Genomic DNA, 21,714 nt, shown 5'->3' with positions numbered 1-21,714 from the left:
CCCCTCACTTGGCCGACGCCTGCGGCTGGTCGATCTTCGTCGGTTGCGGATCGATCTTCTGGCCCGGGATCACGCGCAGTAGCCCCGCGATCACCACGCGGTCGTCCGGCTTCAGCCCGTTTTCGATCACGCGCAGGCCGTTGTCGACCTGACCGATCTGCACCTTGCGCTGCTCGACAATGTTGTCGCTATTGACCACCAGGAGATAGCGGCCGCCCTGGTCGCTGCCGAGCGCTGTGTCGGGCACGAGGAGGGCGTTCTTGTCCTGGTCGAAGGGCACCCGGACCCGGACGAAATAGCCGGGCAGCAGCGCTCGCTTGCCGTTGGGCAAGACGCCGCGTACCGCGAGCGTGCCCGTTGATGTATTGAGGGTCGGCGAGACGTAGTCGAGGTGGCCTTCATGCGGATAGCCGGTCTCGGTCTGGAGGCCCACCTGGATCGGCAACTGTTTGAGGTCGGCCACGGTCAGCCCGCGACGGGCCGCTTCGGCGCGGATGCGAAGGACGTCCTGCTCACTGACCGTGAAGTTCACCCAGATCGGATCCAGCGCGACGATGGTTGCGAGCTGGGTCGGGGAGGAGACGCCGACGAGCTCGCCGATCGAGACCAGGTGCGCGCTGACGATGCCGTCGAACGGCGCGCTCACCTTGGTGTAGCTGTAATTGACCTCGGCGAGCCTCGTATTGACCTGGGCCTGCTGGAGACTGGCCTGGGCGTTGTCGCGGGTGGATGTCGAGGTGTCGAGAGTCGCCTGCGAGACAGCCTGGCGCTGCACGAGGTCGACCTGCCGCTTGAAATCGGCCTCGGCCTGCTTGAGCGTGGCCTGCGCACCGACCTCGGCCGCCTGCGCCTGCTCGAGCTTGAGCTTGTAGGTCTCAGGCTCGATTAAGAAAAGCTGGGTGCCCTGCTTGACGAAGCTGCCGTCCTGATAGTCGATCGATTGCAGGAAGCCCTGCACGCGCGCCACCAGATCGACGCTCTTGACCGGCGCGGTGTTGCCGGTGGCTTCGACATAGCGCGTCACGGCCCGCTGTACCGGCGTGGCGACGTCCACCTTCGGCGGCGGCGGCGCCACGAACGTGTTCTTGTCCTCGCAGCCGGCGAGCGCCACCACGGCCGCCGCGGCAACGAGTGCCCGCCCGACATGTCTCCACGCTCCGTTCCGTTGTGCGAGATCAGCGGGATTCGCGCAGGTCATTCGGTGGCCCCCGATTATTGTCTGTCGGTGTGGCAGGCTACCAACAAATGCCCGGCCGTGGAACACCATAGCCATGGCGGTCACCAGCCTTGCACTGCAAATGGCGCAGTGGCCTTTGACACGTTTGTCATGGCAAACCGCTTTTCATCGGGTGCATGATCGACCAGAATTGTGTCAAAGGCCGAGTGACGGAAACGAAACGGTCGGCAAGCAGAGAAGAAAAGGTGAGGAGAACATGACATGCCCACGTCCCTCCAGGCGGCCCTTGCCGGCCTCGTTTTCGCAGCGGCAGTCGCCATGCCCGCGCTAGCCGATGGCCTGAAGGACGAGATCGCGCCGACCGGCAAGCTGCGGGTCGCGATCGCGATCAGCCCGGCGGGTGGCGCGTTCTGGTCGACCAAGACCGAAGCCGGCTATGCCGGCGTGCCGGTCGACCTCGGCAAGGAGATGGCGGCCCAGCTCGGCGTGCCCGTCGAATATGTCGTGCACCAGAATTCCGGGCAGATCACCGACGCGGCGTCGGAGGGGACCTGGGACGTCACTTGGCTGCCAAAAGATCCCGAGCGCGAGACCAAGATGATGTTCGGCCCGATCTACGAGGTCGCGGATGCCACCTACATCGTCGAGCCCGGCTCAGCCATCACCAGCTTCGCCAGCCTCGACCAGCCCGGCATCAAGGTCGCGGCCGTCAACGCCACCACGACCATGCGCGGGGCGATCGCGCACCTGAAGAATGCGAAAGTCACGGGCTATCAGACCTATGACGAGATCTTCGGCCTCCTGAAGAGCGGCGAGATCGACGCCTTCGCACTGTCGCGCGACCAGCTCAACAAGATGGCGCAGAAGATCCCGGGCACGAAGGTGCTGGACGAGACCTTCAAGAAAACGGTGACGGCCGTGGCCGTCCCGCTCGGTCATCCCCAGGCGCTGGCGTTCGTCACCAAGTTCATGAACGAGGCCACGACGAACGGCACCTTGCGCAAGGCCTATGACAACAACGGTCTGAAGGACACGCCGATCCGGACTGATTAGCGGCGCCGGCTCCATGGCAAGCGAGATTCAGATCCGCGCTTTCTTGCTGGCCGATGCGGCCGCCGTGCGCGAGCTGTTCATCCAGGTCAATCGTCTGTTGGCGCCGGCGCATTTGGCGGAGGCGTTTGAAGGATACATCACCCGCTCCCTCGCGGAGGAGATAGATCGTCTCGCCGATTATTATTCGGATCGGAGCGGCGGTTTCTGGGTCGCCGTCGATGACGATGAAATCGTCGGCATGTTTGGACTGGAGGCCTCTGGCGAACAGGCGATGGAGTTACGGCGCATGTACGTTGCTCCCGGCGCGCGGCGTCGGGGTATCGCGCGAAAGATGCTGGCGTTTGCGGAAGAGGAGTGCCGCCGCCGCAATCGGCTGCAATTGCAGCTGAGTACGTCCGAGATTCAGCAGGACGCGCTGGCGCTGTATCGAAACGCGGGATACGAAAATGTGCGCGAAGAGATCGCCGATGCCGCCAGCAACAAGACGCTAGGTGGTGGCATTCGTCGCTACCATTTCACCAAGCGGCTCTGACGGCATCTCGGGGCGCTTCGCCCGTTATTTGGGCTGACTCACGGCTCCGCGGTGCGAATGCCTGCGGGGCTCACCTGCAGCTTGAGCGTCGACGTCCTGGTCAGCGCCTTGCCGTCGAACGAGAATGCGATCAGCTCGTTCTCGACCATGCACTGCGCCACGACATGTTTTGAGTCCTTTGACCACACCATGCCCTGGCACCAATGGCCGATCTTGGCCTCCGCCACCGGCGTGAGGTCGGTGCCCGAGATCTTGTAGACTTTGAGCAGGCCGAAATCGTTGAAGAAGGGCGAGGCCGATGGCTTGTTCGAGCCGTTCATGACGGTGACGGCGACATGGCTGCCGTCCGGCGACATCTTCACGGCCTCAGGTGTCTGTCCAACGGTAACCGTCGTGACGACGCGGATCGGCTTGGCGGTCATGTCGATCAGACTGATCGTGTCACTGTCGCCGCTGCTGGCACCGACATTGCCGACGACGGCCACCGCGCTGCCGGTGAGGTCGATGTCGTAGGGGCGAATGCCGGCGGATAGGTCGCGCTTGGTGTATTCGACCTTGGTCCCGTCCACGCTCAGAAGCGAGATCTTGCTGTCGCCGTCGCGGGTGACCAGCGCGGTGGCTCCGTCGCGGGAGAACACTACATGGCTGGGGCCGGACTTGGCATCGCCGAGTTGAATCTTCCCGCCTGCGGTCACCGTATTGCCGCTGATCGCGAAGACCGAGACGGTGCCTTCGCTGCGGTTGGCAACCAGCGCCAGCGTGCCGGCACGGTTGATCGAGACGCCGGCGGCGCCTGGGCCGGCCTGCAATGTCGCGAGCACCTTTGGCGGGGTGGATTTGAGGTCGATCACCGAGAGCTTGTCGTCGGGGACCGTCTTGGTCGTATCCGCGGGATCGAGCTTCATCGCACCCGTGACCAGCGCAAGCGAGCCGTCCGGCGCAATCGCGACGCTCGGCGGCGGCCCGACTACGCTGGCGGGTGCCGGCACCTCGCCCAAAAGCTTCAGCGCGCCATCGGTGAGATCGATGACGCTGACCGTGTCCGGCAACGGCTGCTTGCGCACCACGGCATTGCCGTTCTCCAGCATCATCTTGCCGTCATCGGCGGTGACGACGATCTCGGCATGAGCGGCGAAATTTGCAAAGCCGGCTAAGGACGTTGCGACCAGAGCCGACGCGACATCGCGCGTGCGCCTGTGAACAGCGGCTTTCATGTTTCCCCCTGAGACTTTGTTCTTGTCCGGCAAAGCTAAATGCAACCCGGTGCACCACGCAACAACCTGCCCGTGATCATTTTTGTCTTCGCCCTTGGAATAAAACGGCAAGACGCGCTTCGGCACGGCCGAAGCGGGTGGCTGCATAAAAAATGATGCCTCGACCACTGCGCAAAGTGTCTCGTGCGTCAAACTGACACGGCTCTGTCACTCGCGATGTTTAGAACATTTCTGATCGTAAACATCCTCATTTCCGGGGCGTCAAAAAAATGAAATCGAGACTACTGACGACGGCTGCGATTGTCGCGGCCGCGAGCGCGCTCGCGTGCACTCTTCCCGTCCTTGCGGACGACTTCGGCCGTGACCGCGATCACGGGCATGATCAAGGTCGCGACAACGATCACGACCGTGATCATCACCGTCATCCGCATGACATCCACACCGAGACGCCGATCAAGCATCTCGTGATCATCTTCAACGAGAACCGCTCGTTCGATCATTACTTCGCGACCTATCCGAACGCGGCCAATCCGTCGGGCTCGATCCCCTTCGTGCCGAAGCCGCATACGCCGAAGGTCAACAATCTCGCCAACGCGCATTTGCTGGTGAACAATCCGAACAACAGCGCGGCCAACGGCACCGGCGCGACGGATCCGTTCCGCCTCGACCGCACCCAGGCCAACACGCGCTCGCAGAACCACTCCTACACGCCCGAGCAGCAGGCCGTGGACAACGGCAAGGAAGACCTGTTTCCGAAATTCACCGGCCGCGGCACCGCCGGCGGCGCCGGTGCGTTCGGCACCAACGGTCAGGTCATGGGCTATTTCGACGGCAACACCACCACCGCCTTCTGGAATTACGCCCAGCACTTCGCCATGAGCGACAATGCCTGGACCGACACTTTCGGTCCGTCGACGCAGGGCGCGCTCGCGGTGATTTCCGGCCAGACCAATGGCGCGCAGAACATCGTCGGCACCTCGGCGTCGATCGCCGACGGCCAGGGCGGCCTGACGCTGATCGGCGACACCGACCCGGCCTACGATTCCTGCTCGAGCACGAGCAGCACCGTGCTGATGACAGGCAAGAACATCGGCGACTTGCTCAACGACGAGCGCATCAGCTGGGGCAGCTTCATGGGCGGCTTTGACCTGACGCTCAAGAATGCCAACGGCACCACCGGCTGCGCGCGCACCACGTTCTCCAGCAACGTGAACGGCACGATCGTGGACTACAGCCCGCACCACGCCTGGTTCCAGTACTACAAGTCGACCGCCAACCCGACCCATGCGCGGCCGAGTTCGGTCGATGCGATCGGCCACACCTACGAGAAGGGCGGCAAGACCGTCGATCCGGCCAACCACGCCTACGACCTCGAGGACTTCTACGCCGCCGTGAAGGCCGGCAATTTCCCGGCCGTCTCCTACATCAAGATGTCGGCCTACCAGGACGGTCACGCCGGCAACTCCGATCCGCTCGACGAGCAGGTCGGCAACGTCGAGCTGATCAACTTCCTCCAGAAGCAGCCGGAGTGGCGCGAAACCGCGGTCATCATCACCTATGACGACTCCGACGGCTGGTACGACCACCAGTACGTTGCGCCGAAGACCGCCTCTTACGATCCGACCGCCGATCAGGTCAACGGTCCGGGCCTGTGCGGCCTCGGCCCGCAGAAGCAGCCGGCACCGAAGGGTCTCTCCGGCAAGCCGGTGAACGGCCGCTGCGGTCCGGGCACGCGCATTCCGTTCATCGTGGTCTCGCCCTACGCCAGGACCAACCATGTGAGCAGCACCTACATCTCGCAGGCGTCCGTGGTGCGGTTCATCGAGGACAACTGGCTGCGCGGCCAGCGTATCGGTGGCGGCTCGTTCGACGCCAGCTCCGGCTCGATCATGGACCTGTTCGACTTCGATCAGGATCACAGCCATGACTACCGGACCGACGCGCTGTTCCTTGATCCGACCTCCGGCACGGCGATCACCAGCCCGCCGGACGAGCACCACCACCACTAGTCCAACGGGACGCTTGATGAACAGCCGCACCATGTGGCTCCTCGGCGCCGGCCTGCTTTGTCTGGCCGGCGCTGTCTTTGCGGCCGGGACGCAAGGACTTGCGGAGACGAGCCAGCTCGGCGCGAACCCGAATCCGGTTCGCCTCATGCGCCCGCCCGTCGCGCCATTGTCCGCGATGGCGCAGCTCGGCAAGGAGATCTTCTACGACGCGTCGCTGTCGTCGTCCGGCGCGCTGTCCTGCGCGTCCTGCCACAGCCCGGATCACGCCTACGGCCCGCCCAACGACGGACCGGTGATGCTCGGCGGCGCCGCCCTGTCGCGGCAAGGCGCACGCGCGGTGCCGTCGCTGACCTATCTCGATCGCCATCCCAATTTCAGCATCGGCCCCGACAAGGGCGACGACGACAACGTCATCGATCTCGCGCAGATGGCTGCAATCGGCCAGCAGGCCGCGCGTACGACGAAGACCGCCGGCGGCAGCGGCGCATCGGCGAACATCGTGCCGCAGGGCGGCCTGTTCTGGGACGGCCGCGCCGACACGCTCCAGGACCAGGCGTTGTTCCCGCTGCTCGACCCTAACGAGATGGACGGCGGCAGTGCCGAGATCGTCGCGGACAAGCTGCGCCGTGCGCCTTACGCCAATCGCTTCGTCGAGCTGTTCGGCGCCGGCGTGCTCAGAAATCAGCGACTCCTGATCGCGGAGGCGATGTTCGCGGTTGCGCGCTATCAGGTGGAGGAAGTCAGCTTCCATCCCTACACCAGCAAGTACGACTACTGGCTCGAGGGCAAGGCGCGGCTGTCCGAAAGCGAGCTGCGCGGCCTGCAGATGTTCAACGACCCTGACAAGGCCAATTGCGCCGGCTGTCACACCTCGGCGCCGACCCGCGACGGCCTGCCGCCGCTGTTCACCGACCACCAATACGAGGCGCTCGGCGCGCCGCGCAATGCCGCGCTCGCCGGCAACCGCGATCCCAACCATTTCGATCTCGGCGTCTGCGGCCCGCAGCGCACCGACATTCCCGAGCAGACGCAATATTGCGGCATGTTCCTGACGCCGACGCTGCGCAACACGGCGACGCGTCACGCCTTCTTCCATAACGGCGTTTTCAGTACCCTCGAGCAGGTCCTGGATTTCTACAATTTTCGCGACACCAATCCGGAAAAGGTTTTTCCGCGCGGCGCCGACGGCGCGATGCGGAAATACGACGACCTGCCGCAAAAATATCATGTCAATGTCGACGTCACCGATCCGCCCTTCGATCGCCACCCCGGCGACAAGCCGGCAATGACGGAGCAGGACGAAGCCGACATCATCGCGTTTCTGAAGACACTGACGGACGGCTACAAGGCGGAGAATTAGAGTGCCGACGAATTAGAGTGTCGACGCATGATTCCGGGATGCGGATGCGGCGAAAAAGTCAGTCATCGCCTGCATGAACACTCCTGCCGCCGTGTCGGATCGCGTGGCCGTATTCAAAAGAACTCAAGCGAAGGAAAGTGATTGACCAGTCTGTCCCAGAGCGAGGATGGCGGCCGTGGCTGCCTTTTGGCATCCTGGAGGGACAGGCACCGCGGTGCCAGTCTCATTCCATAATAGAGGTTCGCTCCAGAGAGGCTCTGACCGCCCTGTATGCTGACAGTCGGATCGAAATTATTCCTTATCAAGTCCGTCGTTTGCTCCACGGAGCCCGCCGCTGAATTGTCATAGGCCGCGACGTATTTCGTCGACGCCTTGAGAACCCGCTGTCCCTGGCAAACGTATTCCCCGTTTTCCAGATAACGTTTCACTTCCCGATCGCAGGACTCGCGGCGGAACAGCTCCTCCGCGATGATTGATAGATCTTCAAGTGAGATTTCCAACACTTGAACGTCATCAAGCTCGAGCTTTACAGCTTCTGCCAATTTTGCATCGGTATGTGACTGAATCGAACGCACGACTTTTGAGTCGAGCGAATACTGTGTCTTTCGTAGCTCCGAAGTGACCTGGGTCGCTGAAGATGAAGTACGAGTGACGCCGACCAGCCGATCCGGCGAGACTTCGCACAGCATGTCGTAATCCTGGCCGTTCGGAGAGACATGATAGATGGAGCCTGGAGCGCGCAGGAGGACCGGTGGCGTTATCGGGTGAAAGCCGATAGCGGTGATTGCTTCGTTGAGCTTATTTGGGGGCGTGCGTAGATGTATCGCGGCCACGGATGCCAGTGGTGCGATGCTCACGATCGCGACTAATGCCCCCCACTTGACCAATGGGCGCATTGGAATTCTCCGCCGATTATCCGCAACAATAGTGTCCGCAGGGGCGCGCGCACGCGTTGGCCGAATCTGCAGGAACAGTCGTCGTGAGTGCGGCGAGAGTGAAGACAAAAAGCAGTGCTGCGAACTTCATGGCCTGTCCTCCTATGGATTGACAGATGTTCGCTCGGCTTGACGTCCGGAAACCCGCAACGCTTTGGCGCCGGGACGCGAGACATCTCCTTGCAAAACTACGCCCGGCATGGGGTCGCTGATATGAACTAGCTCACACTCTATCTATAATTGTGCTGAGTCTCGCGGGGCGTCGCCCTTCTGTATGTCCTCAGCGCCCCTTGATCTCCGAATATTTCGCCATCGCGCGCTCGAACTTCCGGTTGAACAGCCACATCGCGCCGAGGATCTCCCGGAAGCTGGCCGAGTTGCGCGCCCGGTCGGCCTGTCCAAACGCGAAGATGCTGTTGTTGCGCAGGTGCTTCATAATCGTTGGACTGGACACCCTGTAATTCAGGAGATCGCCGGACTTGAGCGCGGACCGCGTCGGGGTGGGAACGATCTGGATCAGTTCGAACAACTTCATCTGGTCGATCGGATCGGGAAGCGTCTTCACGATTCCCGGGATCTCCCGAAACACCTCCGCGTGCGCGTTCATCAGGCCGTCGCGCACGTTGGTCCAGTGGTTGAAGCGATAGTCCGTGCCGCGGGCGCGTGCCTCTTCCTTGTCGTCGCGCGCGACCAGCTCGGGGTTGGCCGCCGCGATGTCGCCCTTGATGGCCTCCCATTTCCTGCGGCCGTTGCGGTCCTCGGACGGGCCGGTCTGGAAGCTGCCCATATAGGTGTTCGAACGCCCGTTGCGGACATTCTGCTTGCCGTTGGTCTCGGCGAAGAACAGCCCGAGGCTGATCCGGCCCGCAGCTTCGGCGTGAGCTGGTGCAAGCCCCTTGGCCCGCGCGATCGCTGTGGCGAGATCGACGACGTCCTTGAACGGCGTCGCCGAGTTCTGCGCGCCCGCGGGCGGCGCCTCCATGACGTCGAACAGCTTTGAATATTCGTCGATCAGCGGCTCGATGTCGGCGTCGAAATAGGCCGGTGGTATCTCGAACTTGTTGGGCTTGCCGATTCGCGACGGCATGGCGTCGGTGAGATCCTTGTAGCTGCTGATGACCGCGACGCGCGCCAGATAGAGCGCCTGTCCCGGCAGGTTCGGCAGCGGCTCCTTCGCCTCGATCTGTCGGCGCCGCTCGGCAAGGATGGATTTGAAATCGCCGAGCGCGCGATCGTAGGTGGCGAGCGCCTCCGATTGCTTCGCGCTAAGCGTTTGTGCCTGGCCGACTGTGAACGTCGTGAGGATCAGCCCAAGCACCGCCAGGGCTATGGCGGCGTGACATCGTCGTCCCATGGCCGGTTCCCATGTGCCGGAGATTCGTCGGTCACGGGATCGTAAACATCAAACGCGCGGACTGGCGAGTTGCAAATCCCGCTCAGCCCAGGTTCTCCGACCTTATGCTGTGGCCCGGTAGTCCGGCGCCGTCGTCAGGAACTTCGCATAGGCATCCGCATCCGGCGGCTGGAAGTGTCCGGCAAGCCCGCCGCGCTTCTGGTTCTTGGCGCCGATATCGGCCATGAGCTCGTCGAAATGGCGGTAGTGATAGGGCGCGACGCAGAGGCCGCCATAGACGCCGGCAGCCGGCCGTTCGACGCGCTTGAAGTGCAGCATCATCTCGACATTGTCGCGCATCGCTTGCGCCGTCGGCTGGTTCGCGAGCTGTCCGTCGGCATAGCGAACCAGCCAGTTCGCCGCGAGGTCGGCACAGAGCACGGTGCAGAACGACGAGTTGAAGCCGACGAAGCCCATCTCCGGCAGATCAGGGTTGGCGATCAGGCGGTAGAGCCGGTATTGCCCGTCCGCATCGACAAGTTTCTGCCGATAGGCCTCGGGCAGGAACGGCACGCCGAGCTTGTAGCCGATCGCGAGCACGGCGACGTCGGCGGCGACGCGCTCGCCGCCGCTCATCACGATGCGGTCGCCTTCGTAGTGATCGAAGCTGCCGAACACCGCCTTGATGCGGCCGTCGGCGACCATCGGGTAGAAGTCCGGCGTTGCGATCGGCACCGAGCAGTTGACGCCGTCCTCGATCCGCTCCTTCGGCACCATCTTGCAGCGGTTCAGCTTGAGCTGCGCCTTCAGCAGGCTCTCCAGCCCGCGCCAGTTCGCCCAGATCAGCGGCGCGGCGATGCGGTGCGCGAGCCGTGCCATGGAGCTCGCGCCCCAGCCCGGAAACATCTCCTCCTGCGCGCGGATGTAGAGGATGCGCTTGAAGTTCACGAGCCCGCCGATGAAATAGGGGATGCGCCATACCGGCTCGCGCATCACGATGGTAACCTCGCGGGCGCCTGATTTCACCGCGTTCACCGCGATGTCGGTCGCGGACTTCGAGCCGCCGAGCACGACGACGCGCCGCCCTTTCGCGAGCGTCGGATCGCTGTATGTCGACGAATGCAGGATCTGGCCGCCCTGCGCCAGAAAGCCGTCCTCGCCCGGGCAATTCAGCTCGCGCGGCTCGTTGAACTGCCCGGTGCAGACCGCGACGAAGTCGAAATCTTCATTCGTCGTGCCGTCCTTGTTCGACAGCGCGAGCGTCCAGCCCGGTTTGCCGTCGGCGCGCCGCGCCATGCCTGCGACTTCAGTGTTCAGGCGCAGCATTTGGTCGAGACCGAAGCCCTTCGCATAATCGGCGAGATAGGCATGGACCTGCGGCCCGGTCGGCCATTCCGGATAGGTGTCCGGCATGGCGCGATCGGTGTAGCGGTAGAGCTCCTTCGGGCTCTGGGTCTGCACGTCAGGATAGGAGCGCGCCGGCTCCCAGACGCCGCCGAGATCGGCACTGCGCTCGACGATGGTGACGCGGTGGCCGTGGCTGGAAAACGCCTTTGCGGCGGCGAGGCCGGAGACGCCGGCGCCGATCACGCAGACATGCTTGGGACTGACCATGGGATTCCTCGCAATCAAGGTGTTTCGGGCGCAAGCGACCACGCTCGGCCGCGATGCGCGCCCGGCGGACCTGCAGGCAGATGAAACTGGACGAGAAGGCTGGCCGCCTAATCGTTGGCCTCGGGCGGCAGGAAGTCGACCTCGTGCAGCGCCGAGATGCGCACGACTTCGGCGGGGTCCGTCAGATTGTGGAGCTGGTTGAACAGCGCCTCCAGCTTCTGCATCGGCGAGACCCAGAACAGCGCGCGGCACGGCTTGTCGGACTTGTTGAAATAGCCGTGCGGGATGCCGCGCGGCATGCGCACGAGATCCCCGGCATGGGCCTTGACCCATTGGCCGTCGAGCTTGAGGTCGAGCGTGCCTTCCTGCACCAGGATGAACTCGTCCTGGGTCGGATGGATGTGCACGGGCACGAACTGGCCGGGCTCGCTGTTGGTCTCGAACGCGAAGGTGGAATCTGTGACGGCCTTGGGAAAATAGACCTGGCCAAGGATATTCCAGCTCTTTCCGCCATAGCCCGTGCCAACAGCGGTTATGCCCTTTTCGAGTGCAGTCATGGCTCACTCCTCATGGATTCCGGCGAGGATGGAGCTTCGGCCCGTCGACGGTCGCTGTCTATCCGCTAAACGAATCCGGATGCGGCTGTTGCCATGCAGCACGACGATTTTGCGACGCGGCTCTTTTCGCGTCCCGGGAACTATTATAGGCTTAAAGCAACTCCGTGACCCGAGGCGTGGTCGACGATGTCCGCAGCCGAGCTGGAAATGAGCACGCGGCGGTCCGAAGCCGAACGGCTTGCGGACTTCGCCCGCGTCACCACGGACGATGTCGACGAAGCGGCAGAGCAGATCGGACGCATCTTCTGCCCGCACGATCTCAAGCCGGTACGGCCGCGCGGACCGGGGTTCTCAGCCCGGCACAATTGCGCGGCGTTCGACGGCTTCTCCATCAACTATGTCGCCTATGGCGGGTCGGTGAGCATCGATCCCGGCTGCCTCGAGCGCTTCTTCCTGGTACAGGTCCCGCTCACCGGCACCGCCCGCATTCGTGCCGGCGTCAGCGAAATCGATGCTGCGCCGGGCCGGACGGCGTCGCTGCTGTCGCCGACCATCCCGACCCGGATGACGTGGAGCGACTGTGCGCAGGCGATCCTGCTGCTCGACCGTCGCTTGGTCGAGCAACGCGCTGCGTCGCTGTCGGGCAGGGCGGCCGGCCCAGTCGAGTTTGATGCCGCGATCGACCTGGACGCACCGGCGGGGCAGGCCTTTCGGACCAGCCTTGCCGAGCTGATGCTGCTCGCCGAGCGTCTCGGGCCGTCCGGCAGGCTTTCACCGGTCGCAATGGCCGATTGGCGCGAGGTGCTGCTCGATCATCTCCTCAATGGCCAGCGCCATGGCCTGTCGGATGCCATCAGGAGGTTCTCGGGGCAAGCCGAGCGACTGCCGCGTGCACTCCGCGCCGCGCGGGACCATCTTGCGGAAAATGCCGGTGAGCCGCTCGACCTCGCGCAGCTCGCCTGCGCGTCCGGGATCGGCGTCCGCGCGCTCCAGCTCGGCTTCCGCCGCCACTTCGGCGTGTCGATCTCGGAGATGCTGCTCGACATGCGCCTCGCTGCTCTGCACGCCCGGCTCGCGCAGGCTTCGCCAGATGTCTCCATCACCGAGATCGCCTTCGATCTCGGCTTCACCCATCTCGGCCGCATGGCGGGTGCCTACCGCGAAAAATTCGGCGAGACGCCGTCGGCAACGCTGCGGCGAAGGATGAGCTAGGCGGCAGACATCTATTTTCGCGATCGCGTCGTGCCGCTGTCTTCAGCCGCCTGCCTGCGCAAAAAGCCCTCGACATCCGCCTGCACCGAGTACGGCGTCGGGATCGGATCGCCCGCTGCGTCGACGGCGGTGTCGAGGGAGCGGCGCAGCATGCGCGCGAGCTCGGCCTTTCGGTACGGCTTTGCCAGCAGCGGCGAGCCCATGGTGGCGCGTCCCTGCGCGTGCAGCGAATCGTAGGCATAACCCGACGTGAACAGCACCCGCAGCGAGGGCCGCGCGGCCACCATCTGTTCGGCGAGTTCGCGTCCGTTGACGCCGCCGGCCATCACGATGTCGGTGAAGAGCAGATCGAACGGCGTGCCTTCGGCCACGATGGCGAGCGCTTCGGTCGCGTTGGCGGCGGAGATGACCTTGTAGCCGAGGCTTTCGAGCTGGACGGTGACATATTGGCGGACGTCGCGATCGTCCTCGACGCAAAGGATGGTTTCCGTGCCGCCCACGACCTTGCGCTCGTCATAGCCGGCGGGACGGAGCGTGCTGGTCTCGGCCTTCGGCAGGTAGATCGTGAAAATCGTGCCGCGGCCTTCTTCAGACGTGACCTTGATGCCGCCGCCGGACTGCTTGACGAAGCCGAACACCATGCTGAGACCGAGCCCGGTGCCCTTGCCGACATCCTTGGTCGAGAAGAACGGATCGAAGATGCGTTCGAGAATGGCTTGCGGAATACCCGTGCCGGTATCGGCGATCTCGATCTCGACATAGTCGCCGGCATAGCCGGCGCCCACCGCGACGGCCTCGCGCACGCCGAACACCACGTTGCGTGTCGTCAGCGTGAGCTTGCCGCCATCCAGCATCGCGTCGCGGGCGTTGATCGCGAGGTTGAGCAGCGCCGCGCTCAGTTGGCCGCGGTCGGCGAAAGCCAGCCAGACTTTGCGGTCAAGCCTGGACACGATCTCGATCTTCTTGTCGAAGGTCGCCAGCAGCAGCTTTGCGACCTCTTCGAGCAGCTCGTTGACGTCGATCTCGGCCGGCTGGAGCGCCTGCTTGCGGGCAAAGGACAACAGGCTCGACGTCAGCGCGGCGCCGCGATCGGCCGCTTCGCTGATCAGCTTGGTGATGGTCGCAAGCGGCGGGTTGTCCTTCACGGCGTCGGCGAGGATCTCGATCGTGCCCGTGATCACGGTGAGCATGTTGTTGAATTCGTGCGCGATGCCGCCGGTGAGCTGGCCGACCGCCTCCATCTTCTGGGCCTGGATCAGCTGCTCCTCGGCCGCGCGCTTCTGGGTGACGTCCTTGACGAAATTGTTGATGATGGTGCGCCCGCCGAGCTGGAGCGCCGTGCTCGACGCCTCGATCAGGATCTGGTCGCCGTTCCGGTGCAGCAGCGTCGCTTCGAACCGGATGCCGATCGGCGTATCCGACAGTTCCGGCAAAAGCCGCATCATGCGTTGCCTGAAGCCGTCGCGGAGCGGCTCGGCGATGAGGAGGTTGACGACGTCGGCGCCGAGCGCCTCCTTGCGGGTCCATCCGGTCAGGGCCTCGGCCTGGACACTCCACTCCAGGACGATGCCGTTCGCATCGGTCTGAACGAAGGCGTCGAGCGCGGTCTTGATGACGGCCTGGGTCATCTGTGCGGCGGCCTGGGCCTGCTCGGCCAGTTGCGCGGCAGCGCGTTTGTCCTGCGCCGTTTCGATCGTGCGCGTGCACAGGCGTGCGAGCAGGACCGCGACGGCGCCGCTTGCCAGCAAAGCGACGACCTGGGCAAAGCCGAACCCAGTCCCGGTCGCGGCATAGGAGGCGAGGAGGGCCGCGGCGGTCACGGCGACCTGCGCGGCCATCGCGAGTGTCAGAAGCGGTCTGAGTTTCATGGTCTCACACCAGCGACGTCAATCGCGGGACCCTCGCGTTCGCGCTGTAGATTGCTCCGGCTTCACGTCAGCTACAGACTCTGCGGGCCTGCGTCGAGGGGCAATTTCCGGTGGGGCGCCGGCGTTCGCCGCGCTTCAACCTGCCGGCGAATCGGTCCGGCGCAGCGTCGTGACCCAGATCACACGTGCGGCCTGCTGGGTCGGGTTGTCGAACATGTGCGGCACGATGCTCGGAAAGCGGAAACTGTCGCCGGCCTCGAGCAGATGAGCCTGGTTGTCGAGCCACAGCCGCAGGCTGCCGGACAGGATGTACCCGGCCTTCTCGCCGGTGTGCTGCAAGAAGTCGGTGCCGGACGAGGCGCCGGGGTTGAGCGTCAGCTCGTAGAGTTCGAGCTGGCCCTCGTCTGCCGGCGTCAGCGCTTCCTTGACGACGCCGCTGGCGGTGAGCCGCAACAGGCGCCGGCTGTTCTTGCGCACGATGTAGCGCTGCACGTCGGCGGGATCGGTGGTCTCGAAGAAATAGGAGATAGGCACGTCGAGCGCGATGCTGAGCAGGCGCAGCGTCCGTATTGACGGCATGGCACGCGCGCGTTCGAGCTGGCTGATCATGCCGTTGGAGAGCCCGGTCTTGGTGGCGACGTCCTGGATCGAGAGGCCGGCGCGCTGCCGCAGCAGCCGCACGGTTTCGCCGAGCCGCTGGTCGACCGCATCGTCGGCCTCGATCGCCGGGGCGTCCTTCGGGCCGTTGGTATCGCCGCGACCATCCATGTCGCTCTCCCATGCATTGCCTCGCCGCCGGAATGGCCGGCGGCGTGAAAAGGTCGCGCATCCTAGCAATGTGATTGACAGCTGTATTTAGTCATGATGAACTTTTGACTGAAAAATTTAGAAGCACTAAAGCCCACTCCTGTCCCTTGCCGGGTCTCGGGGGCGCGGGAGACGGTGCCGTGTGCGGGAACGGAGACTGGTCATGGCAGACAGCACCGGCAAGTTCGGCGTTGGCGGACTGCATCATCTCGGCATTCCGAATCGCCGACAATTCTTCCAGCTCGGCGCGGGCGCCGCGGCGGGATGGACCCTTGCAGGCAACGCCTTTGCGCAGACCGAACGCCCGACCAATCCGCCGGACAAGCCGCGCGGGCAGGTGATCGCGGCGCTGTCGCAGGAGCCGACCGTCTTCCATCCGCTGATGCCGGGGATCGAGGTCGATCAGGGCATCTGGTGGCAGGTGTTCTCGCCGCTCTGGTTCATCGAACCCGACGGCAAGTTCGTCCCTGATCTCGCGCGCGAAGTCCCGACCGTCGAGAACGGCGGCCTGTCGGCCGACGGCCTGACCTGGAAGATCAAGCTGCGTAGCGACGTGAAATGGCACGACGGCACGCCGTTCACGGCCGAGGACGTGAAGTTCTCGCTGGACCTGATCAACAATCCCGAATTCCGCGTCCGCAACCGCGTCGGCCACAACCTCGTCAAGGACATCAAGGTCGTCGCGCCCGACGAGATCCATTGGCGGATGGAAGCTCCCTATTCGCCCTACATGTCGATCCTGTCGCTCACCTTCATCGTGCCGAAGCACATCCTGGAGAAGCTGTCGGATCCGAATGCCTCGCCGTTCCACAATGCGCCTGTCGGCACCGGGCCGTTCCGCTGGGGCGAGCGCGTGCCCGGCGACCACATTCAATTGAATGCCCACGCCGGCTATTACGGCAAGGGACCTTACGTCGAACGCGTGGTCTTCAAGTACATTCCCGATCTGACCGTCCTCTACACCCAGTTCCGCACGGGGCAGGTCGACTACACCGGCCTGCAAGGCATCTTGCCGAACTTCGTGCAGGAGGCGAAGACGCTGAAGGCGCGCAAGATCTTCGTCTCCGCGACGTCGTCGGTGGAGCACGTCGCGCCCAACCTCGAATTCGGCCCCTTCGCCGATCGCGCGGTGCGCGAGGCGCTTTACCTTGCCATCAACAAGCAGGCGATCATCGATGCGCTGAACTACGGCCTGCCGACGCAGACCGAGAGCTTCGTGCCGCAACAGGCCTGGTCGTTCCAGCAGGGCCTGCCGCAGCACAAATACGATCCGGCCAAGGCCAACGCGCTGCTCGACGCGGCCGGATGGACCCGCGGCTCCGGCGGCATCCGCGAGAAGGGTGGGGTCAAGCTCGAATTCACCAACTCGACGACGTCGGGCAATGCGGTGCGCGAGCAGACCCAGCAGCTCCTGATCCAGGACTGGCGCGCGATCGGCGCAGCGATGCGCGTCAACAACATGCCCGCCGCCGTGATCTGGGGCGATTTCTGGCAGCAGTCGAAGTTCAATTCGGTGCTGGTGTCCGTGAACTTCATGCTCGGCAGCGACCCCGACGTGACGCCGCGCTTCGGCTCCGGCGCTATCCCTGCCAAGGGCGGCCGTGGCTTCAACACCTATCAGTACAACAGCGCCGAGGCCGATCGTCTCCTTGCCGAGGGCGCCAAGCAGTTCGATCTCGCCCAGCGCAAGACGACCTATGGCGATCTGCAAAAGCTGATCCGCAACGACCTCGCCATCCTGCCGCTGTTCCAGGGTTTTATCGCCGAGGGCGTGAAGGAGGGGCTGCAAGGCTTCCGTCCCAACATCAACACCTCCATCAACTGCTGGAACATCCGCGAATGGTATTGGGCCTGATGCCTCAGGCTCGCTGGATCGCCTGAGATGGCCCGTTACGTCGTCAACCGCCTGGCGCAGGCGATCATGCTGTTGGTGATCGTCTCCGCGATCGGGTTTGCCATCCTGCATCTGGCCCCCGGCGGTCCGCTGTCGCAATACGCGGCGTCCGCGCAGATGACGCAGGAGGATCTCGACCGCGTCACCAGGCAGCTCGGCCTCGATCGTCCGTTGCCGATCCAGTATCTCGATTGGTTCGGCCGCATGCTGAAAGGCGATTGGGGCAAGTCCTACCGCGACGGCGAGGCGGTGCTGTCTGTGATCTCCTCCCATCTCGGCGCCACGCTGGAGCTGATGGCGACGGCGACCATCATCGCGGTTTTGCTCGGCTGCTGGATCGGCGTGCTGGGCGCGCTGCGCCGCTATTCGCTGTTCGATACATTGGCGACCGTCGGCGCCATGATCGCGCTGTCGATCCCGACCTTCTGGTTCGGCCTCGTCACCATCTACGTGTTCTCGGTGAAGCTCGGCTGGCTGCCGGCCGGCAATCGCCAAACCGTCGGCGATGGCTCCTTCCTCGACCTGCTGCATCATCTGATTGCGCCGGCGCTGGTGCTGGCGCTGGTCGAGACCGCGATGTGGGGCCGCTTCATGCGCTCCTCCATGCTCGAGGTGATCAACCAGGACTACATCCGCACCGCGCGCGCCAAGGGCATGCCGGAATGGCGCATCCTCACCGTGCACGCGCTGCGCAACGCCCTGCTGCCGATGATCACGGTGGCCGGCCTCCAGTTTCCGACGCTGCTCGGCGGTGCGCTGGTCGCCGAGACCGTGTTCACCTGGCCCGGCATGGGCCGGCTGTTCCTGGATTCCATCGGTTACCGCGACTATCCCGTGGTGATGGGCATCCTGATGTTCTCGGCGACCATGGTGCTGATCGGCTCGCTGCTCGCCGACATCCTCTACGCCGTCGTCGATCCGCGCATCCGGGTGGGCTAGGAATGACGGCTGCGACCCTCTCGACCGCTCAGCTCGCGCCCGGCCAGGCCGCATGGCGGCGCTTCCGCCGGCACCGGCTTGCGCTTGCGGGTGCTGTCATCATTCTGGTTCTCGTCCTCGGCTCGGCGTTCGGTCCCTATCTGCTGCCGTTCGACGACACCTATATCGACATCATGAAGCGGTTCGCGCCGCCCTTGTCGGGTGCGCATATCCTCGGCACCGACGAACTTGGCCGCGACGTGCTGGCGCGACTGATGATGGGCGGACGCGTCTCGCTCACGATCGGCATCGTCGCGATGGTGATCGCGATGGCGGTCGGAATCGCCGTCGGTGCCTTCGCCGGCTTCTATGGCGGCGTGGTCGGCGCGGTCCTGATGCGGCTGGTCGACGCCGTGCTGTGCTTTCCGACGATCTTCCTGCTGCTCGCGCTGGCGGCGCTCACCGAGCCCGGTCTCGCCACCACGACCGTGCTGATCGCTGCCACAGCGTGGATGGCCGTGGCGCGCGTCGTCGAAGCGCAAGTGCGTTCGCTGCGCGAGCGCGAATTCGCGGTTGCCGCGCTCGCCTTCGGCTCGTCGAATCTGCGGATCATGTTTCGCGAGCTCGTGCCCAACGCGATCGCGCCGATCGTGGTCGCGGCGACGCTGAACGTCGCCAAGGCGATCCTGCTCGAATCCTATGTCAGCTATCTCGGCTACGGCATCCAGCCGCCGGCCGCGAGCTGGGGCAACATGCTCAACAACGCGCAGATCTATCTCACCAGCGCGCCGTGGCTTGCGATCGCGCCGGGCGTCGCCATCACGCTCGCGGTGACGAGCTTCAATTTCCTCGGCGACGGCCTGCGCGACGCGCTCGACCCGCGAATGAACATCCCATGATGAGCCCGCCCCCGAGCCGACTTGCTTCGATCGAACTGAATAGCTGGAGTGTCCCATGTCCCCGCCGCTCACCCGTATAAACAGCGACGAACGCCTGCCGGCGCAGGTGGACGTCGTCGTCATCGGCGGCGGCGTCATCGGCGTGTCCGCGGCCTACCATCTGGCGAAGAAGGGTCTCTCCGTTGCCCTCGTCGAGAAAGGCCATGTCGGCGGCGAGCAGTCGAGCCGCAATTGGGGCTGGTGCCGCCAGCAGGGCCGCGCCCGTGAGGAGATCCCGCTGGCCAGCGAGGCGCTCCGGCTATGGGAGGACATGCAGAACGATTCCGGTGTCGATGCCGGCTTCCGCCGCACCGGCGTGCTGTTCCTGACCAAAAGCAAGGACGAGCTAGCCAGTTGGGAGCGATGGGCCGCTACCGCGCGCGAGATGCAGGTTCACTCGACCGTCCTGACGCCGGCGGAAGTCGCCGAGCGCCTGCCCGGCAATTCCGAGAAATGGGTCGGCGGCCTGCACACGCCGAGCGACGGGCGCGCCGAGCCGTCGATGGCCGTGCCAGCGCTCGCCACCGCCGCGCGCAAGCATGGCGTGACCATCCATCAGGGCTGCGCTGCACGCGGGCTGGAAACGCAGGGCGGACGGGTCAGCGCCGTCGTCACCGAGAAGGGCACCATTCGCACCCAGTCCGTGCTGCTGTCGGGCGGCGCGTGGTCGTCGCTGTTCTGCCGCCGTCATGGCATCGAGCTGCCGATCGGTCTCGTCAACGCCACCGCATGCCGAACCACGCCGGGACCGGAGATCACGTCCGGCGCGCTCGGCACCGACTTCTACTGTATCCGTCGCCGCCTCGACGGCGGCTTTACATTGGCGCTGCGCGGCCGCGGCACGGTCGAACTGTCGCCAGACCTGTTCCGCTACGCGCGCACCTTCTGGCCGACCTACCTGCATCGCAAGAACGGGCTGAAACTGTCGTTCGGCAAGTCGTTCTTCGACCAGATCGTGCGCGGCACGAGCTGGAGCTTCGACAAGCCGTCGCCGTTCGAGACCGAGCGGGTGCGCGATCCGGCACCCGACATGTCGCTGGTCAACGCGGCGCTGGCTTCGCTGATCAAGTCGAATCCCGAATTGAAGGACATCGAGATCGCAGAAGCCTGGGGCGGCACGATCGACTGCACGCCGGACACCATTCCCGTGATCTCGCCGGTCGATGCCTTGCCCGGCTTCTTCCTCGCGACCGGCTTCTCCGGCCACGGCTTTGGCATCGGTCCTGCGGCCGGCAAGCTCGCCGCCGACATCGTGACCGGCGCGACGCCGCTGGTCGATCCCGCGGCCTACAGCCACAAGCGCATGATCGACGGCCGGCATCTCGCGCCGGTCAGCCCGTTCTGAGAGTGCTGGCGGCATGACGGTTCTTTACAAGGCCAACATGGTTCGCGGCGCCGAATGGGCGCGCTTCTTCGCCGAGCGCGCGCCCGATGTGCCGTTCCGGCTCTGGCCCGACATCGGCGATCCCGCAGAGGTGCGCTACCTGGTGGCGTGGGTACCGCCTGATAACATCGCGACGGCCTTTCCCAATCTCGAGCTGGTCTTTTCGGTCGGTGCTGGCGTGGATCAGTTCGATGCCACAAAACTTCCACCGCACATACCGCTCGTCCGCATGCTGGAGCCCGGCATCGCCGAGACCATGGTGGAATACGTCACCATGGCCGTGCTCGCGCTGCATCGCGATCTCCTGCACTTCGTCAGCCAGCAGAGGGAACAGGTCTGGCGCGAGATCCGGATCACGCCGGCCAAACGTCGTCGTGTCGGCGTGATGGGGCTGGGCCAGCTCGGCCAGGCCGTGCTCGACCGGCTCAAGGCGTTCGACTTCCCGCTTCTCGGCTGGAATCGTTCGCCGCGCGAGATTGAAGGCGTCGCCTGTTACGCCGGTACGGACACCTTGCCGGAGTTTCTCGCGCAGGCCGACATCCTCGTCTGCCTGCTGCCGCTGACAGACGAGACTCGCGGCATCCTCGATGCCGATCTGTTCGCGCGCCTGCCGCGCGGAGCAGGGCTCGTCAATGTCGGGCGTGGCCCGCATCTCGTCCAAGCCGACTTTCTCGCGGCGCTCGACAGCGGCGCGCTGTCCGGTGCGGTGCTCGACGTCGCCGATCCCGAACCGCTGCCGGCGGGCCATCCGTTCTGGAGCCACCCGCGCATTCTGCTGACGCCGCACAATGCCAGCATGACGACGCCTGATACGGCCGTCGATTTCGTGCTCGACGTCATCGCGCGCCATCGCCGCGGCGAAGATCTGCCGGGGCGCGTCGATCGTAGTCGCGGCTATTAGGGCAATCG

At 64.5% G+C, this 21,714-nt stretch carries 18 protein-coding genes; 10 read left to right on the top strand and 8 right to left on the bottom strand.

Annotated elements, in window-relative coordinates; translation table 11 throughout:
* Nucleotides 1-4: 4 nt before the first annotated feature.
* Nucleotides 5-1,198: an efflux RND transporter periplasmic adaptor subunit gene (locus AB7535_RS28215; protein WP_231143256.1), complete on the bottom strand. Its 1,194-nt coding sequence runs from the start codon at nt 1,196-1,198 to the stop codon at nt 5-7.
* A 240-nt stretch (nt 1,199-1,438) separates the two neighbouring features.
* Between AB7535_RS28215 and AB7535_RS28210 the strand changes: the two genes are divergently transcribed.
* Entirely contained in the window at nt 1,439-2,230 is a 792-nt protein-coding gene (locus tag AB7535_RS28210; RefSeq protein ID WP_231143255.1) for an ABC transporter substrate-binding protein, read from the top strand.
* Nucleotides 2,231-2,243: 13 nt separating this feature from the next.
* Complete coding sequence (locus AB7535_RS28205; RefSeq protein ID WP_354102319.1) at nt 2,244-2,762, top strand: GNAT family N-acetyltransferase; 519 nt, start codon at nt 2,244-2,246, stop codon at nt 2,760-2,762.
* A 38-nt stretch (nt 2,763-2,800) separates the two neighbouring features.
* Here the strand turns inward: AB7535_RS28205 and AB7535_RS28200 are convergent, their stop codons facing one another.
* The gene (locus AB7535_RS28200) at nt 2,801-3,976 is read right to left on the bottom strand and encodes a YncE family protein (RefSeq protein WP_439037390.1); all 1,176 of its coding nucleotides are present in this window, start codon (nt 3,974-3,976) and stop codon (nt 2,801-2,803) included.
* A 269-nt stretch (nt 3,977-4,245) separates the two neighbouring features.
* On the opposite strand from AB7535_RS28200, the gene AB7535_RS28195 reads away from it, so the two are divergent.
* Nucleotides 4,246-5,985 (top strand): phospholipase C, encoded by a 1,740-nt coding sequence (locus AB7535_RS28195; protein WP_166102303.1) that lies wholly within the window; start codon nt 4,246-4,248, stop codon nt 5,983-5,985.
* Nucleotides 5,986-6,001: 16 nt separating this feature from the next.
* Nucleotides 6,002-7,345: a cytochrome-c peroxidase gene (locus tag AB7535_RS28190; RefSeq protein ID WP_231143252.1), complete on the top strand. Its 1,344-nt coding sequence runs from the start codon at nt 6,002-6,004 to the stop codon at nt 7,343-7,345.
* Nucleotides 7,346-7,458: 113 nt separating this feature from the next.
* Here the strand turns inward: AB7535_RS28190 and AB7535_RS28185 are convergent, their stop codons facing one another.
* From AB7535_RS28185 to AB7535_RS28170, 4 genes are all read right to left on the bottom strand, one after another.
* Nucleotides 7,459-8,241, bottom strand: a complete 783-nt coding sequence (locus tag AB7535_RS28185) for a hypothetical protein (RefSeq protein WP_063981441.1) — start codon at nt 8,239-8,241, stop codon at nt 7,459-7,461.
* A 319-nt stretch (nt 8,242-8,560) separates the two neighbouring features.
* On the bottom strand, nt 8,561-9,634 hold the full coding sequence (locus tag AB7535_RS28180; protein WP_231143251.1) for a hypothetical protein: 1,074 nt from the start codon (nt 9,632-9,634) through the stop codon (nt 8,561-8,563).
* A gap of 102 nt (nt 9,635-9,736) precedes the next feature.
* Nucleotides 9,737-11,245, bottom strand: coding sequence for a flavin-containing monooxygenase (locus AB7535_RS28175; RefSeq protein ID WP_436855803.1), 1,509 nt, complete (start codon nt 11,243-11,245; stop codon nt 9,737-9,739).
* Nucleotides 11,246-11,334: 89 nt separating this feature from the next.
* Complete coding sequence (locus AB7535_RS28170; protein ID WP_063981444.1) at nt 11,335-11,784, bottom strand: cupin domain-containing protein; 450 nt, start codon at nt 11,782-11,784, stop codon at nt 11,335-11,337.
* Between the two features lie 186 nt (nt 11,785-11,970).
* Between AB7535_RS28170 and AB7535_RS28165 the strand changes: the two genes are divergently transcribed.
* Complete coding sequence (locus AB7535_RS28165) at nt 11,971-12,996, top strand: AraC family transcriptional regulator (protein WP_231143249.1); 1,026 nt, start codon at nt 11,971-11,973, stop codon at nt 12,994-12,996.
* Nucleotides 12,997-13,007: 11 nt separating this feature from the next.
* Here the strand turns inward: AB7535_RS28165 and AB7535_RS28160 are convergent, their stop codons facing one another.
* Together AB7535_RS28160 and AB7535_RS28155 are read right to left on the bottom strand one after the other, a co-directional pair.
* Nucleotides 13,008-14,864 (bottom strand): ATP-binding protein, encoded by a 1,857-nt coding sequence (locus AB7535_RS28160; protein ID WP_231143248.1) that lies wholly within the window; start codon nt 14,862-14,864, stop codon nt 13,008-13,010.
* Between the two features lie 135 nt (nt 14,865-14,999).
* Nucleotides 15,000-15,632 carry a cupin domain-containing protein gene (locus AB7535_RS28155; protein ID WP_231143247.1) on the bottom strand — a complete coding sequence of 211 codons (633 nt, stop codon included), beginning with the start codon at nt 15,630-15,632 and terminating at the stop codon, nt 15,000-15,002.
* Nucleotides 15,633-15,834: 202 nt separating this feature from the next.
* On the opposite strand from AB7535_RS28155, the gene AB7535_RS28150 reads away from it, so the two are divergent.
* From AB7535_RS28150 to AB7535_RS28130, 5 genes are read left to right on the top strand one after another with little or no spacing between them, the layout of a single operon-like run.
* Complete coding sequence (locus AB7535_RS28150; protein WP_231143246.1) at nt 15,835-17,526, top strand: peptide ABC transporter substrate-binding protein; 1,692 nt, start codon at nt 15,835-15,837, stop codon at nt 17,524-17,526.
* A 27-nt stretch (nt 17,527-17,553) separates the two neighbouring features.
* Entirely contained in the window at nt 17,554-18,504 is a 951-nt protein-coding gene (locus AB7535_RS28145) for an ABC transporter permease (RefSeq protein ID WP_166102277.1), read from the top strand.
* Between the two features lie 2 nt (nt 18,505-18,506).
* Nucleotides 18,507-19,382, top strand: coding sequence for an ABC transporter permease (locus AB7535_RS28140; protein WP_231143245.1), 876 nt, complete (start codon nt 18,507-18,509; stop codon nt 19,380-19,382).
* A 55-nt stretch (nt 19,383-19,437) separates the two neighbouring features.
* Nucleotides 19,438-20,766 (top strand): NAD(P)/FAD-dependent oxidoreductase, encoded by a 1,329-nt coding sequence (locus AB7535_RS28135; protein ID WP_439037389.1) that lies wholly within the window; start codon nt 19,438-19,440, stop codon nt 20,764-20,766.
* 13 nt (nt 20,767-20,779) lie between these two features.
* Nucleotides 20,780-21,706 carry a 2-hydroxyacid dehydrogenase gene (locus tag AB7535_RS28130; RefSeq protein WP_354102321.1) on the top strand — a complete coding sequence of 309 codons (927 nt, stop codon included), beginning with the start codon at nt 20,780-20,782 and terminating at the stop codon, nt 21,704-21,706.
* The last annotated feature ends 8 nt before the right edge of the window (nt 21,707-21,714 follow it).

The sequence above is a fragment of the Bradyrhizobium sp. 956_D2_N1_4 genome (assembly GCF_052076025.1).
Taxonomy (GTDB): Bacteria; Pseudomonadota; Alphaproteobacteria; order Rhizobiales; family Xanthobacteraceae; genus Bradyrhizobium; species Bradyrhizobium barranii.
This window is presented reverse-complemented; position numbering and strand designations above follow the sequence as displayed.

Bases quoted from the DNA above. Each gene is read 5' to 3' on its own strand.
- AB7535_RS28165 (WP_231143249.1), top strand. From the start codon at position 11,971: ATGTCCGCAGCCGAGCTGGAAATGAGCACGCGGCGGTCCGAAGCCGAA.
- AB7535_RS28135 (WP_439037389.1), top strand. From the start codon at position 19,438: ATGTCCCCGCCGCTCACCCGTATAAACAGCGACGAACGCCTGCCGGCG.
- AB7535_RS28190 (WP_231143252.1), top strand. From the start codon at position 6,002: ATGAACAGCCGCACCATGTGGCTCCTCGGCGCCGGCCTGCTTTGTCTG.
- AB7535_RS28185 (WP_063981441.1), bottom strand. From the start codon at position 8,241: ATGCGCCCATTGGTCAAGTGGGGGGCATTAGTCGCGATCGTGAGCATC.
- AB7535_RS28150 (WP_231143246.1), top strand. From the start codon at position 15,835: ATGGCAGACAGCACCGGCAAGTTCGGCGTTGGCGGACTGCATCATCTC.
- AB7535_RS28200 (WP_439037390.1), bottom strand. From the start codon at position 3,976: ATGAAAGCCGCTGTTCACAGGCGCACGCGCGATGTCGCGTCGGCTCTG.
- AB7535_RS28155 (WP_231143247.1), bottom strand. From the start codon at position 15,632: ATGGATGGTCGCGGCGATACCAACGGCCCGAAGGACGCCCCGGCGATC.
- AB7535_RS28140 (WP_231143245.1), top strand. From the start codon at position 18,507: ATGACGGCTGCGACCCTCTCGACCGCTCAGCTCGCGCCCGGCCAGGCC.
- AB7535_RS28170 (WP_063981444.1), bottom strand. From the start codon at position 11,784: ATGACTGCACTCGAAAAGGGCATAACCGCTGTTGGCACGGGCTATGGC.
- AB7535_RS28210 (WP_231143255.1), top strand. From the start codon at position 1,439: ATGCCCACGTCCCTCCAGGCGGCCCTTGCCGGCCTCGTTTTCGCAGCG.
- AB7535_RS28215 (WP_231143256.1), bottom strand. From the start codon at position 1,198: ATGACCTGCGCGAATCCCGCTGATCTCGCACAACGGAACGGAGCGTGG.
- AB7535_RS28195 (WP_166102303.1), top strand. From the start codon at position 4,246: ATGAAATCGAGACTACTGACGACGGCTGCGATTGTCGCGGCCGCGAGC.
- AB7535_RS28130 (WP_354102321.1), top strand. From the start codon at position 20,780: ATGACGGTTCTTTACAAGGCCAACATGGTTCGCGGCGCCGAATGGGCG.
- AB7535_RS28145 (WP_166102277.1), top strand. From the start codon at position 17,554: ATGGCCCGTTACGTCGTCAACCGCCTGGCGCAGGCGATCATGCTGTTG.
- AB7535_RS28180 (WP_231143251.1), bottom strand. From the start codon at position 9,634: ATGGGACGACGATGTCACGCCGCCATAGCCCTGGCGGTGCTTGGGCTG.
- AB7535_RS28205 (WP_354102319.1), top strand. From the start codon at position 2,244: ATGGCAAGCGAGATTCAGATCCGCGCTTTCTTGCTGGCCGATGCGGCC.
- AB7535_RS28160 (WP_231143248.1), bottom strand. From the start codon at position 14,864: ATGAAACTCAGACCGCTTCTGACACTCGCGATGGCCGCGCAGGTCGCC.